Here is a 13,527-nt window from a genome sequence, read left to right as displayed (position 1 = left end):
GACGCGAGCCGTACATGACCACAACCTCCGCCCCGATCCTCATCACCGGCGCCGGCCAGCGTGTCGGCCTGCATTGCGCGCAGCGTTTGCTTGCAGACGGCCACGCTGTGATCTTCAGTTACCGCAGCGAACGTCCTGGCGTGCAAGTGCTGCGTGATCTGGGCGCCACCGGCGTGTTTGCGGACTTTTCCAGCGAAGCCGGCATACTCGCCTTCATCGCCGAACTGAAAACCCACACTGACAGCCTGCGGGCAATCGTACACAACGCCTCCGAATGGCTGGCCGAAACCCCGGACAACGAAGCTGAAGCGCTCACACGCATGTTCAACGTGCACATGCTCGCGCCCTATCTGATCAACCTGCATTGCGCCGATCTGCTCACGCAATCGACGCCTGCGGACATCATCCACATCAGCGATGATGTCACCCGCAAGGGCAGCAGCAAGCACATCGGTTACTGCGCCACAAAGGCCGGGCTCGACAGCCTGACCTTGTCGTTCGCCGCTCGCTATGCGCCAGCGATCAAGGTCAACGGCATCGCCCCTGCCCTGCTATTGTTCAATCCCGATGACGACGCGGCGTACCGCGCCAAAGCGCTGGCCAAATCCGCGCTGGGTATCGAACCCGGCAGTGAAGTGATCTATCAGAGCCTGCGCTACCTGCTCGACAACCCGTATGTCACCGGCACGACCCTGACCGTCAACGGCGGACGGCACGTCAAATAATACCGCCCGCGAGGATGTTGCATGACCCGCTCCCTGCCCGAGCATTACCGCGACATACTGATCGGTCTTGGCGAAGATCCCGACCGCGAAGGACTGCGAGACACGCCGCTACGCGCAGCCAAGGCGCTGCAATACCTGTGTCACGGCTACGAGCAGAGCGTCGATGAGATCGTCAATGGCGCGCTGTTTGCCTCGGACAGCGACGAGATGATCATCGTCGCCGACATCGAGCTGTACTCATTGTGCGAACATCACCTCCTGCCCTTCATCGGCAAGGCCCATGTGGCTTATATTCCGACGGGCAAGGTGCTGGGGTTGTCGAAGATCGGGCGACTGGTGGACATGTTCGCCCGGCGCCTGCAAATTCAGGAAAACCTCACCCGACAGGTTGCCGATGCGGTTCAACAAGTCACCGATGCCGCCGGCGTCGCCGTGGTCATTGAGGCCAGACACATGTGCATGATGATGCGCGGTGTCGAGAAACAGAATTCGACCATGAACACCTCGGTCATGCTCGGCGCCTTTCGTGAGTCGAGCAACACCCGCCAGGAGTTCCTGCAATTGATTGGACGGAGCAAGTAAATGGCACAACTTCAACCGGGAATGGCGCGCATCCGGGTCAAGGATCTGCGCTTGCGCACCTTTATCGGGATCAACGAGGACGAAATCCTCAACAAGCAGGATGTGCTGATCAACCTCACTATCCTGTACGCGGCGCAGGAAGCGGTGCGCGACAACGACATCGATCATGCGCTGAACTACCGCACCATCACCAAGGCGATCATCGCCCACGTCGAGGGCAACCGCTTCGCGCTGCTCGAGCGTCTGACCCAGGAATTGCTGGATCTGGTGATGACCAACGGCTCGGTGCTGTATGCCGAAGTCGAAGTCGACAAGCCGCATGCATTGCGCTTTGCCGAGTCGGTGTCAATAACGCTCGCGGCCAGCCGCTGAGCTTCTAGCTTAGCGCTGCAAGCGATAAGCTACGGCACCCCACCATTGAAATCTTGCAGCTCGCAGCTCGCCGCTCGAAGCTGTCTCGCAGAGACTTTTATGACTGAGCAACAACGCCTCGAACTCGAAGCCGCCGCCTTCCGCCGGCTGGTCGCCCACCTGGACAGCCGCAAGGACGTGCAGAACATCGACCTGATGAATCTTGCCGGGTTCTGCCGCAACTGCCTGTCGAAGTGGTACAAGGCCGAAGCCGACGAGCGCCAGATCGAGGTCAGCCTCGATGACGCCCGCGAAGTGGTTTACGGCATGCCGTACGCCGAATGGAAAGCTCAATTTCAGCAAGAAGCCAACGCCGAACAACAAGCGGCGTTCGCCAAAGGAAAACCTCATGAGTGATCTGAACACCCTGCGCACCAGCCTCAAGAGCGGCGAGCACCTTTTTGCCGACACCTTGGCCTTCATCGCCGCCGGTTACGACTACCAGCCTCAGGCGTTCAACAACGGTGGCGTAGAAAACGCCGCCGGGCAGAACGAAGGCTCATGCAAGACCCTGGGTCTGGCAATGCTGGAAGGCTTTAGCGATGAAGAAGCGCTGCTGGCATTCGGCGAACATTACCGCTCAGTGGTGGCCACGCCTGAGGGCAGTGATCACGGCAATATTCGTGCGCTGATCAAAAATGGTCTGGCCGGTGTGAAGTTCGAAAAACAGCCCCTGAGCCGCCGCTGATCCTGCGTTGCCAACCCGGTCCCCTTGTGGGAGCGGGCTTGCTCGCGAAATCGGTGTGCCAGTCACCCAAAATATCGCCTGAAACGACGCCTTCGCGAGCAAGCCCACTCCCACCTTTGGACTGTGGCGCCTGTGAGTAACGGGCACAAAAAAACCGGCCGAAGCCGGTTTTTTTTGTGCCCGCGATCTTAGAACGAAGCGTTCTGCAGACCGTCCAGGTAACGCTCGGTGTCCAGTGCCGCCATGCAGCCGGCGCCGGCCGAGGTGATGGCTTGACGGTAAACGTGGTCAGCCACGTCACCGGCGGCAAAGACACCTTCGACGCTAGTCGCGGTGGCGTTGCCATCACGGCCGCCCTGCACTACCAGATAACCGTCTTTGAGGGTCAACTGGCCTTCGAACAGCGAAGTGTTCGGCGTGTGGCCGATGGCGATAAACACGCCGTCGACTTTGATCTCGTCGAAGCTGCCATCGTTGTTCTTCAGACGCGCACCGGTCACGCCCATGTTGTCGCCCAGCACTTCGTCGAGGTTGGCGTTCAACTTGAGGATGATCTTGCCTTCGGCCACACGGGCGTTGAGCTTGTCGATCAGGATCTTCTCGGCGCGGAAGGTTTCGCGACGGTGGATCAGGGTCACAGTGCTGGCGATGTTGGCCAGGTACAGCGCCTCTTCAACAGCGGTGTTGCCGCCGCCAACCACTGCAACAGGCTTGTTGCGGTAGAAGAAACCGTCGCAGGTCGCGCAGGCCGAAACGCCTTTGCCCATGAACGCTTCTTCCGACGGCAGGCCCAGGTAACGAGCGCTGGCGCCGGTGGCGATGATCAGGGCGTCGCAAGTGTAGGTCGCACTGTCGCCGGTCAGGCTGTAGGGCTTGGAAGCGAAATCAACGGCGTTGATGTGGTCGAACACGACCTCGGTTTCAAAACGCTCGGCGTGCTCGCGCATCCGCTCCATCAACACAGGACCGGTCAGGCCGTGGACGTCGCCCGGCCAGTTGTCGACTTCGGTGGTGGTGGTCAGTTGACCGCCGGCCTGCATGCCGGTGATCAGCAGTGGCTTGAGGTTGGCACGGGCCGCGTATACCGCAGCGCTGTAACCGGCAGGGCCGGAACCGAGAATAATCACTCGCGAATGACGGACTTCAGACATGACCTGCTCCTGTAGACCGGGCCGAAAAGCTGGCACGGATCGCCGGACTGCCGGCGGGAATAAAAAAGGACCGTGGAAACCTTGGGGAAGGCTTGAGCTCGACAGTCCTGTAAAAAGTTGGGTGCAGCGTATCGAGGGGGGCAAGATTAAGGAAATACGGTTTAACAATCCAGCTCATAGGTGGTCTCTATACCGACCCACTGACGAGATGGACGTCTTTGTTACAGTGAATGTCGATCGCTCTGCCGCGCTTTCGCACATCTTGCAAAGTCGGTAAGGTCGGCGCGTTTTCCCTTGCTCGGAGCCCCTTATGCCCGCCCCTGTTCTGTCCGGCCCGCAATACCTGCGCGAAGGCCTCAAACTGGTTCTCAGCCCGGGCCTGCGCCTGTTCGTGTTGTTGCCGCTGGCAATCAACCTGGTGCTGTTCGTCGGATTGATCTATCTGGCCGGCCATCAGTTCAGCCTATGGGTCGATACGCTGATGCCGTCACTGCCCCAGTGGCTGAGTTTCCTCAGTTACATTCTGTGGCCACTGTTCGTGGTGTTGGTGGCTTTGATGGTGTTCTTCACCTTCACCATGCTGGCCAATATCATCGCCGCGCCCTTCAACGGCTTCCTCGCGGAAAAAGTCGAAGTGGTCGTGCGCGGCAGCGATGACTTCCCGGCGTTCAGCTGGGGCGAATTGATCGCGATGATCCCGCGCACCCTCGCCCGGGAAATGCGCAAGCTCGGCTACTTCCTGCCGCGGGCCATTGGTCTGTTCATCCTCTCGTTCATCCCGGTGGTGAACATCGTTGCCGCGCCGCTGTGGTTGCTGTTCGGCGTGTGGATGATGGCTATCCAGTACATCGACTACCCGGCGGACAACCACAAACTGGGCTGGAACGAGATGCTCGCCTGGCTGCGGCAGAAACGCTGGCAGAGCATGAGTTTTGGCGGGATTGTTTATCTGGTGTTGCTGATCCCTGTGGTGAATGTCCTGATGATGCCGGCCGCTGTGGCCGGGGCGACACTGTTCTGGGTGCGTGAGCGTGGTGCCGAGAACCTTGTAACCCAACGCTGACCCCGTCACAAATCCATCATCCGACCGTCACAAGCGCGACATGGCCTCAGCCGACACTGAGGTCATGACGACAGCTCTACACATCACACTGATCAGCGAAACCTTCCCACCGGAAATCAACGGGGTGGCCAATACCCTTGGTCGCTTGTGCGATGGATTGCGCGCGCGCGGCCATCAAGTTGACTTGGTGCGGCCGCGTCAGGGCGGTGATCCGCAGCGCAGTGACGACGATGCAGTGTTGTTGTGTCGTGGCTGGCCGTTGCCGGGTTATCCGGGGCTGCAATGGGGCCAGTCGTCGATGCACAAACTGCTGCGGCGCTGGAAGCACCAGCGCCCTGACGTGCTGTACATCGCCACTGAAGGCCCGCTCGGGTTGTCGGCGTTGCGTGCAGCGCGGCGCCTGGGGATCTCGGTGGTCAGCGGTTTCCACACCAATTTCCAGCAATACACCAGCCAGTACGGCCTCGGTCTGCTGACCCGGATGCTGACGCATTACCTGCGCTGGTTTCACAATCGTTCGGCGCTGACGCTGGTGCCCAGTGTCAGCCAGCGACTGGAGCTGGAGCGCCGGCATTTCGAGCGATTGGCGTTGTTGTCCAGAGGCGTGGACAGCCAGTTGTTCCACCCAACCAAACGCATGAACGCTTTGCGTGAGCAATGGGGGCTGGGTGAGCGCGACATTGCTGTGATTCATGTAGGAAGACTCGCGCCAGAAAAAAACCTCGGTTTGCTCAAACGCTGCTTTGAAAAACTGCGCAGCACTTATCCACAGCGCAATCTGAAGCTGATCGTGGTCGGCGACGGGCCGCAACGTATGGCCCTGGAAAAAGATCTGCCCGAGGCGATTTTCTGTGGGGCGCAGCGCGGTGAAGCGTTGGCGGCGCACTATGCGTCCGGTGATGTGTTCCTGTTTCCGAGCCTGACGGAAACCTTTGGCAATGTGGTGCTCGAAGCGCTGGCTTCAGGGCTTGGCGTGGTGGCTTACGATCAGGCAGCGGCGGCGCAGCATATTCGCCATGGCTATAACGGCGTACTGGCGATGCCGGGCGATGAAGAGGCGTTCTGTGATGCGGCGGCGTGGTTGCTGGAGGTGCATGAGACATTGCGTTGCGTGCGCCTGAATGCGCGGCAACATGCAAGTCGCCAGGGATGGGCGGCGGTGATCGAACAGTTTGAAAGCCATTTGCGTGGGGCATGTGTCGGGGAGCAGGTGGTGCCGAATGCGCAGACATTGCCTTGATTACCGCTGGCTTTGAGCCGTCTTCGCGAGCAAGCCCGCTACCACATTGGAATGCATTTCAATTGTGGGAGCGGGCTTGCTCGCGAAGGGGCCTATGAAGGCGCCCGTTAAACCAGCGTCATCAACGCCTCACGGCTGAACGGCAGAATGTCCTGCTCACGTCCTTCGCGCACTTTCTGCGCCCAGTCCGGATCCACCAGCAGCGCACGGCCTACTGCCACCAGATCAAATTCCTCTTTATTCAAACGCTCCAACAGGTTCTCCAGACTGGCCGGTTGGGCGACCTTGTCGGTGTTGACCATGAACTGCAGGAATTCGCCATCGAGCCCGACGCTGCCGACAGTGATGGTCGGTTTACCCGTTAGCTTACGCGTCCAGCCTGCCAGGTTGAGCTCGGACCCGTCGAACTCCGGTTCCCAGAAACGCCGAGTCGAGCAGTGGAAAATATCCACGCCTGCCTCGGACAATGGCTTGAGAAACTCGCCCAACGCTTGCGGGGTTTGCACCAGACGTGCGGTGTAATCCTGCTGCTTCCACTGCGAGAAACGGAAGATGATCGGGAAACCTTCCCCGACCGCCGCGCGTACTGCCTGAATAAGTTCGATAGCGAAACGCGAACGGTTGGCCAGGCTGCCACCGTATTCGTCGGTGCGCTGGTTACTGCCTTCCCAAAAGAACTGGTCGACCAGATAGCCGTGGGCGCCGTGGATTTCCACGCCATCCATGCCGATGCTTTGTGCATCTTTGGCCGCCTGAGCGAAAGCGGCGATCACGTCCTGAATGTCTTGTTTGCTCATGCCGTGAACCACGACCTGACCGTCCTTGAGTTTTTCCGACGGACCGTAACCCGGCACGCTGGCGTCCGGCTCGGTGCCGATACGACGTACGCTGCCGACGTGCCACAGTTGCGGAACAATCTTGCCGCCTTCAGCGTGGACGGCGTCGACGACTTTTTTCCAGCCGGCCAACGCGGCCTCACCGTAGAAGTGCGGCACGTTCGGATAGCCGTTCGAGGCCTTGTGGCCGACGGTGGTGCCTTCGGTGATGATCAGGCCGACACCAGCGGCTGCGCGACGGCGGTAATACTCGATGACTTTAGAGTTCGGTACGCCGCCCGGAGAAAACGAACGGGTCATTGGCGCCATGACCACGCGGGTCGGCAGTTCGAGGGCACCGAGGTGGAACGGTTTGAACAGGGCTTGAACGGGCATCACAAGGCTCCACGAAAACATTATCGACAGGGCATAACCCATATGACGGCGATAATATGAATAGTGACGCCAGCGCGGAAGCACTATTGATCTGAATGATTAAGGGTCAAAAGGCAGGCAAAAAAATCGCAGCGCGATGGCTGCGATTTTCAGGTTTCAGCTCAGCGCTTTTTCAATCGCATGAACAATGGTCGGATCGTCTGGCGCCGTGCGTGGCGAGAACCGGGCCAACACCCGGCCGTCCTTGCCGAGCAGGAACTTCTCGAAATTCCAGGTGATGTCACCGGGAAATTCCGCACCCTCGCCCGCCAGCAAACGGTAGAGCTGGTGACGATCGTGACCGTTGACTTCGAGCTTGCTCGACAACGGAAATGTCACGCCATAGTTGAGGCTGCAGAATTCCTGAATTTCCTGTTCGGTGCCAGGTTCCTGACCGGCAAACTGGTTGCACGGCAGGCCCAACACACTGAAGCCTTTGCTTTTGAACTGCTGATAAAGGTTTTCCAGCGCCGCGTACTGTGGGGTCAAGCCGCATTTGGAGGCGACGTTGACCACCAGCACGACGTGGCCCTTGAAGGGCGCCAGCGGTAGCTCCTGACCATCCAGGGCTGTCAACTTAAGGTCGTGAAAAGCACTCATGACGAACTCCAGGATTCCCGTGTTCTACTCGAAACGGCCACTTGGCGAAGCTACCAAGGACAGCCGCGGACTAAAAAGGCGCCCGCAGGCGCCTCTCCAGTTCTCGAAAGCTTAGCGCAGAAAATCAGTGCTGATGGCCGCCTTCGCCATGGACGTGACCATGAGCGACTTCTTCCTGGCTGGCGTCACGGATAGCAACGATCTTCACTTTGAAGTTCAGGCGCTGACCGGCCAGTGGGTGGTTGCCGTCAACAGTCACATCGTCGCCGTCCAGGTCACGGATGGTCACGATCTGCATTTGGCCGTCCGGCGCCGATGCGTGGAACTGCATGCCGACTTCCAGTTCGTCAACACCTTCGAACATGCTGCGGCTCAGAGTGCTGACCAGTTCGGCCGCGTATTCGCCGTAAGCGTCTTCCGGCTCAACGGAAACTTCCAGCTCGTCACCAACAGCTTTGCCTTCCAGGGCTTTTTCCAGGCCCGGGATGATGTTGCCTGCGCCTTGCAGGTAGACCAGCGGAGCGCCGCCGGCGGAGCTGTCGATGACCTCACCAGCGTCGTTGGTCAGGGTATAGTCGATGGAGACAGCCTTATTGGCGGCGATCAGCATGGGGCGAGACCTTTTGCATAAGAATTTAGAAAGGCGAAGTTTAGCGAAGCAATCGCGCGAAAGCGAACACAACCCGGACAAACGGGATTCGACGATTACTGGCTTCCATCAGGACAAAGAGGATCACTGGGTGGCCGAGCTTTCCTGTGGCCACACTCAGCACCTGCGTCACCAGCCACCCTGGCAATCGCGGGCGTGGGTGCTGGACCCGGCGCAACGTATTGAAAAAATAGGCCAACCCTTTGCCTGCGGTTGGTGCGCACAAGGCTCGGTTAGCGATAACCTTGGCGACTGAAATTCGGCAGATCGTCAGAGATAGATGATCGCCATTGCCATGCACCCTTAGAGAATTCGCATGCAAACTTTTTTTATCGCGCCCACCGATTTTGGTGTGGGTCTGACCTCCATAAGCCTCGGGCTGGTGCGCATGCTTGAGCGAGCCGGGTTGAAAGTCGGTTTCTTCAAGCCGATTGCCCAGCCGCACCCGGGCGACACCGGCCCTGAGCGCTCCACCGAACTGGTGGCCCGCACCCATGGTCTGAAACCGCCACAACCGTTGGGCCTGGCCCACGTTGAGCGGATGCTCGGCGACGGCCAGCTCGATGAGCTGCTCGAAGAAATCATCACCCTTTATCAGCAGGCAGCCGTCGGCAAGGACGTGCTGGTCGTGGAAGGCATGGTGCCGACCCGCAGCGCCAGTTACGCCGCGCGGGTGAATTTGCACCTGGCCAAAAGCCTCGATGCCGAGGTGATTCTGGTGTCGGCACCGGAAAACGAAGTGCTCGCCGAACTCTCCGGCCGTGTCGAATTGCAGGCGCAATTATTCGGCGGCCCGAAGGACCCGAAGGTTCTCGGCGTGATCCTCAACAAGGTCAAGACCGACGAGAGCATGGAGGCCTTCGCCGCACGTCTGAAGGAGCACTCGCCATTACTGCGCAACGGCGATTTCCGCTTGCTCGGCTGCATCCCGTTCCAGCCCGAACTCAACGCACCACGCACCCGTGACGTGGCCGACCTGATGGGCGCGCAAGTGCTCAACGCCGGCGACTACGAAACCCGGCGCATGAGCAAAATCATCATTTGCGCGCGGACCATGCGCAACACCGTCGAGCTGCTCAAGCCCGGCGTGCTGGTGGTGACGCCGGGCGACCGCGACGACATCATCCTCGCCGTCAGCCTCGCGGCGATCAACGGCGTGCCACTGGCCGGCCTGCTGCTGACCAGCGACACCCTGCCCGATCCGCGCATCATGGACTTGTGCCGTGGCGCCTTGCAGGCCGGTCTGCCGGTGTTGTCGGTGAGCAGCGGCTCCTACGACACCGCCAACCTGCTCAATGGCCTGAACAAGGAAATCCCCATCGATGACCGCGAGCGTGCGGAAATCATCACCGATTTCGTCGCCAGCCATCTCGATGCCAACTGGCTGCACCAACGCTGTGGCACGCCACGGGAAATGCGCCTGTCGCCGGCGGTGTTCCGCTATCAATTGATCCAGCGCGCCCAAGCCGCCAACAAGCGCATCGTCCTGCCCGAGGGTAGCGAGCCGTTCACCGTGCAGGCAGCGGCGATCTGCCAGGAGCGCGGCATCGCCCGTTGCGTGTTGCTGGCCAAACCCGAAGACGTCGAAGCCGTGGCCCGTGCCCAAGGCATCGTCTTGCCGCCAGGGCTGGAAATCCTCGACCCGGACCTGATCCGCGAGCGCTATGTCGAGCCGATGGTCGCCCTGCGCAAGACCAAAAGCCTCAACGCGCCGATGGCCGAACAACAATTGGAAGACACCGTGGTGATCGGCACCATGATGCTGGCACTGGATGAAGTCGACGGGCTGGTTTCCGGTGTCATCAACACCACCGCCAATACCATCCGCCCAGCCTTGCAACTGATTAAAACCGCGCCGGGCTGCACGCTGGTGTCGTCGGTGTTCTTCATGCTGTTCCCCGAAGAAGTACTGGTCTACGGCGACTGCGTGATGAACCCGCACCCAAGCGCCGCCGAACTGGCCGAGATTGCCCTGCAAAGCGCTGACTCTGCCGCCGCGTTCGGCATCACCCCGCGCGTGGCGATGATCAGTTACTCCAGTGGCGAATCGGCCACAGGCGAGGAAGTCGAGAAAGTCCGCGAAGCCACCCTGCTCGCCCATGAGCAACAGCACTCGCTGCTGATCGACGGCCCATTGCAATACGACGCTGCCGCCAACGAGAACGTGGCACGGCAACTGGCGCCCAACAGTCCGGTCGCCGGTCGCGCCACGGTGTTCGTGTTCCCTGACCTGAACACCGGCAACACCACCCACAAAGCCGTACAGCGCAGCGCCGATTGCGTCAGCCTCGGCCCGATGCTGCAAGGCCTGCGCAAACCGGTGAACGACTTGCCACGCGGCGCACAGGTCGACGACATCGTCTACACCATCGCCCTCACGGCGATCCAAGCCGCCAACCGACCTATGGATGTGTAAATGCTGGACTTTCTACCTGCACCACTGCGCGGCGTGATCGCCTCGCTGCTGTTGGCGCTCAATACCATTGTGCTGTGCTCGTTTCTGTTCTGTGTGGCGCTGGTCAAGGCCTTGCCGTTCGCTGTCACTCAGCGCATCGCCGGCTGGCTGATGCGCCACACCCACGAAGCCTGGATCAGCAACAACAAAGGCTGGATGAACCTGGTGCGCCGCACGCGCTGGCACCTTAGCGGCCTGCAAGGTCTTGACTATCAACACTCGTACCTGATCACCAGCAACCACCAGAGCTGGGTCGATATTCTGGTGCTGCAATACGTCCTCAACCGGCGCATCCAGCCACTGAAGTTCTTCCTCAAGCAGGAGCTGATCTGGGTGCCGGTGATCGGTCTGGCCTGGTGGGCGCTGGGCTTTCCGTTCATGAAGCGCTACTCCAAGGCTTACCTTGCCAAGCACCCGGAGAAGAAAGGCAAAGATCTGGAAACCACCCGCAAGACCTGCGCGAAATTCCGCAACAATCCGGTGGGGATTTTCAACTTCGTCGAAGGCACGCGCTTCACTGAAGGCAAGCATGCTCAACAGCAATCACCGTTCAAATACCTGCTCAAGCCCAAGGCCGGGGGCATTGCCTTTGTACTGGACGCAATGGGTGAACAACTGGAGTCGATCGTCAACGTGACGATCCACTATCCGGCCGGACGTCCGGGTTTCTGGGACCTGCTGTGTGGGAATGTGCGGGATGTCGTGGTGCACTTTGAAGCGCTGAAGATCCCGCCGCAATTCATCGGCAAGAACTACGACCAGGACGGCGAATATCGCCTGCAGTTTCAAGGCTGGATCAATCAGCTATGGCTGGACAAGGATGCGCTGTTGGAACAGATGCACCGCGAATATCCAGACCGCCATTGATTCCTGTGGGAGCGGGCTTGCTCGCGAATACGGTTTACCATTCAACGCTGATGCTGGCTGATCCACCGCTTTCGCGAGCAAGCCCGCTCCCACAGTTGACCGAGTTGGCCCGAAATAAAAAGCCCGCCGATGATTGCTCATCGGCGGGCTTTTTGGTTTGCAGCTAACGCTTAGATCGCACCACGCTGACGCAGCAGATCCAGCACTTGCTTGACGCTTTCTTCCAGCGACAGCGACTGGGTGTCGATCACCAGATCAGCATTGAGCGGCACGTCATACGGGAAGGATTCGCCCGGAATGTTGTCGCCACCGGCAGCATACAACCCTTGCGGATCACGCTCGGCGCACACAGTCGGCGAGGCCTGGACGTAGACCGTCAGCAGACGTTCCTTGCCGATCAGGTCCTTGGCCTGCTCACGCCCCTCTTCGCTGGGTGCCACGAATGCCGCCAGCGTCAGCAGGCCCGCTTCGTTGAACTGACGCGCAACATGCGCGGCACGACGCCAGTTTTCGGTGCGACCGACGCGATCATGCGGCAGACCTTTGTTGAGGTCGTGACGCAGATTTTGGCCATCCAGCACGAATACCGCACGCCCCATGTCGAACAGCTTGCGCTCAACGGCGTACGCCAGCGTGCTCTTGCCCGCGCCCGACAAACCGCTGAACAACACGGTGGCCGGTTGCTGGCCGAAACGCTGAGCGCGCTCTTCGGTAGCAACATGGGCCAGTTTGCCGTGGTGCGTCGCGGTGCCGTGAGTCACGGGCTGCGCGACGATCATGCCGGCGCCGACGGTGCCGTTGGTCAAGCGGTCGATGATGATGAAGGCGCCAGTGGTGCGGTTGCTCTCGTAACCGTCGAGGGCGATCGGCGCGTCAAGCGCGATCCTCACCTTACCGATTTCGTTGAGCTGCAACGCGCTCGCCGGACCTTCTTCGAGGGTGTTCACATCCACTTTGTTGACGATGCTGGCGATGGAGCCCGGCACGTAACTGGTGGCGCGTTTGATGTCGTATTTCTTGCCCGGCAGCATCGGCTCTTCAGCCATCCACACCAGCATCGCTTCGAAGCTGTCGGTGACCGGCGGCACGTTGTCGGCATGCACCAGCAAATCGCCGCGGGAGATGTCGATTTCGTCTTCCATGGTCAGCGTCACGGCCTGACCGGGACCTGCGTGTTCCAACTCACCTTCGAAGGTGACGATGGATTTCACGCGGCTGCTCTTGCCCGACGGCAACACCACGACTTCGTCGCCCTTGTGCACGATGCCGCTGGCGAGCGTGCCGGCGAAACCACGGAAGTTCAGGTTCGGACGGTTGACGTACTGCACCGGGAAACGCAGATCGGTGAAGTTACGGTCGCCCGCCACTTCCACGGTCTCGAGAATTTCCATCAGCGACTGGCCGGTGTACCACGGCGAACGCTCGGACTTGTTCACCACGTTGTCGCCCTTCAGAGCCGACATCGGCACGAAGTGCATGCTGGTCGGCTTCATCTTCAAGCCTTCGGCGAACTTCAGGTAGTCGGCCTTGATCGACTCGAACACACCCTCATCGAAATCCTTGAGGTCCATCTTGTTGATGGCGACAACGATGTGCTTGATGCCCAGCAGCGAGGCGATGAAGCTGTGGCGACGGGTCTGGGTCTGCACGCCGTAACGGGCGTCGACCAGGATGATCGCCAGGTCACAGGTGGACGCACCAGTGGCCATGTTGCGGGTGTACTGCTCATGGCCGGGGGTGTCGGCGATGATGAATTTGCGCTTGGCGGTGGAGAAATAGCGGTAGGCGACATCAATGGTGATGCCCTGCTCACGCTCGGCCTGCAGACCGTCGACCAGCAATGCCA

At 60.0% G+C, this 13,527-nt stretch carries 15 protein-coding genes; 10 read left to right on the top strand and 5 right to left on the bottom strand.

The genetic code is table 11. The features are described 5' to 3' along the window. Nucleotides 1-14: 14 nt before the first annotated feature. The 5 genes from folM to ACIOU6_RS14395 all read left to right on the top strand — a co-directional run bounded on the left by folM (nt 15) and on the right by ACIOU6_RS14395 (nt 2,406). On the top strand, nt 15-725 hold the full coding sequence (gene folM, locus ACIOU6_RS14415) for a dihydromonapterin reductase (protein ID WP_401137268.1): 711 nt from the start codon (nt 15-17) through the stop codon (nt 723-725). A gap of 21 nt (nt 726-746) precedes the next feature. Then, the gene (gene folE / locus ACIOU6_RS14410) at nt 747-1,307 is read left to right on the top strand and encodes a GTP cyclohydrolase I FolE (RefSeq protein ID WP_221730010.1); all 561 of its coding nucleotides are present in this window, start codon (nt 747-749) and stop codon (nt 1,305-1,307) included. After that, a complete protein-coding gene (folX, locus tag ACIOU6_RS14405; protein ID WP_221730011.1) occupies nt 1,308-1,679 on the top strand; it encodes a dihydroneopterin triphosphate 2'-epimerase in 372 nt (123 codons plus the stop codon). 99 nt (nt 1,680-1,778) lie between these two features. After that, nucleotides 1,779-2,075, top strand: a complete 297-nt coding sequence (locus tag ACIOU6_RS14400) for a DUF1244 domain-containing protein (RefSeq protein WP_038357554.1) — start codon at nt 1,779-1,781, stop codon at nt 2,073-2,075. After that, nucleotides 2,068-2,406, top strand: coding sequence for a HopJ type III effector protein (locus ACIOU6_RS14395; RefSeq protein WP_221730012.1), 339 nt, complete (start codon nt 2,068-2,070; stop codon nt 2,404-2,406). The genes ACIOU6_RS14400 and ACIOU6_RS14395 overlap by 8 nt, the downstream gene beginning before the upstream one ends. 188 nt (nt 2,407-2,594) lie before the next feature. Here ACIOU6_RS14395 and trxB read toward each other — a convergent pair whose 3' ends face one another. Beyond that, nucleotides 2,595-3,557, bottom strand: coding sequence for a thioredoxin-disulfide reductase (gene trxB, locus ACIOU6_RS14390; RefSeq protein WP_221730013.1), 963 nt, complete (start codon nt 3,555-3,557; stop codon nt 2,595-2,597). 310 nt (nt 3,558-3,867) lie between these two features. Between trxB and cysZ the strand changes: the two genes are divergently transcribed. Further along, nucleotides 3,868-4,620: a sulfate transporter CysZ gene (gene cysZ / locus ACIOU6_RS14385; RefSeq protein ID WP_221730014.1), complete on the top strand. Its 753-nt coding sequence runs from the start codon at nt 3,868-3,870 to the stop codon at nt 4,618-4,620. A gap of 40 nt (nt 4,621-4,660) precedes the next feature. Then, nucleotides 4,661-5,860, top strand: a complete 1,200-nt coding sequence (locus tag ACIOU6_RS14380; RefSeq protein ID WP_221730015.1) for a glycosyltransferase family 1 protein — start codon at nt 4,661-4,663, stop codon at nt 5,858-5,860. Nucleotides 5,861-5,967: 107 nt separating this feature from the next. Here the strand turns inward: ACIOU6_RS14380 and ACIOU6_RS14375 are convergent, their stop codons facing one another. From ACIOU6_RS14375 to ACIOU6_RS14365, 3 genes are all read right to left on the bottom strand, one after another. Next, nucleotides 5,968-7,071 carry an NADH:flavin oxidoreductase gene (locus ACIOU6_RS14375; RefSeq protein WP_221730016.1) on the bottom strand — a complete coding sequence of 368 codons (1,104 nt, stop codon included), beginning with the start codon at nt 7,069-7,071 and terminating at the stop codon, nt 5,968-5,970. A 156-nt stretch (nt 7,072-7,227) separates the two neighbouring features. Next, nucleotides 7,228-7,710: a glutathione peroxidase gene (locus ACIOU6_RS14370; RefSeq protein WP_221730017.1), complete on the bottom strand. Its 483-nt coding sequence runs from the start codon at nt 7,708-7,710 to the stop codon at nt 7,228-7,230. Nucleotides 7,711-7,834: 124 nt separating this feature from the next. After that, nucleotides 7,835-8,320, bottom strand: a complete 486-nt coding sequence (locus ACIOU6_RS14365) for a peptidylprolyl isomerase (protein WP_150604393.1) — start codon at nt 8,318-8,320, stop codon at nt 7,835-7,837. Here ACIOU6_RS14365 and ACIOU6_RS14360 point away from each other — a divergent pair. From ACIOU6_RS14360 to ACIOU6_RS14350, 3 genes are read left to right on the top strand one after another with little or no spacing between them, the layout of a single operon-like run. Further along, on the top strand, nt 8,289-8,615 hold the full coding sequence (locus ACIOU6_RS14360; protein WP_221730018.1) for a DUF3565 domain-containing protein: 327 nt from the start codon (nt 8,289-8,291) through the stop codon (nt 8,613-8,615). The two genes, ACIOU6_RS14365 and ACIOU6_RS14360, sit on opposite strands and share 32 nt — an antisense overlap. A gap of 60 nt (nt 8,616-8,675) precedes the next feature. Next, nucleotides 8,676-10,775: a phosphate acetyltransferase gene (gene pta, locus ACIOU6_RS14355; protein ID WP_221730019.1), complete on the top strand. Its 2,100-nt coding sequence runs from the start codon at nt 8,676-8,678 to the stop codon at nt 10,773-10,775. Further along, on the top strand, nt 10,776-11,681 hold the full coding sequence (locus tag ACIOU6_RS14350) for an acyltransferase (RefSeq protein ID WP_401137257.1): 906 nt from the start codon (nt 10,776-10,778) through the stop codon (nt 11,679-11,681). It begins immediately after the preceding gene. Between the two features lie 170 nt (nt 11,682-11,851). On the opposite strand, the gene cysN is transcribed toward ACIOU6_RS14350, so the two are convergent. Next, on the bottom strand, nt 11,852-13,527 hold a 1,676-nt coding region (cysN, locus tag ACIOU6_RS14345), incomplete at its 5' end, for a sulfate adenylyltransferase subunit CysN (RefSeq protein ID WP_401137254.1).

It is taken from the genome of Pseudomonas sp. NPDC087615 (assembly GCF_044743445.1).
Lineage (GTDB): Bacteria > Pseudomonadota > Gammaproteobacteria > Pseudomonadales > Pseudomonadaceae > Aquipseudomonas > Aquipseudomonas baetica_A.
Note: the sequence above shows the minus strand (reverse complement) of the source record. Positions and strands in the feature narration are given on the sequence as shown.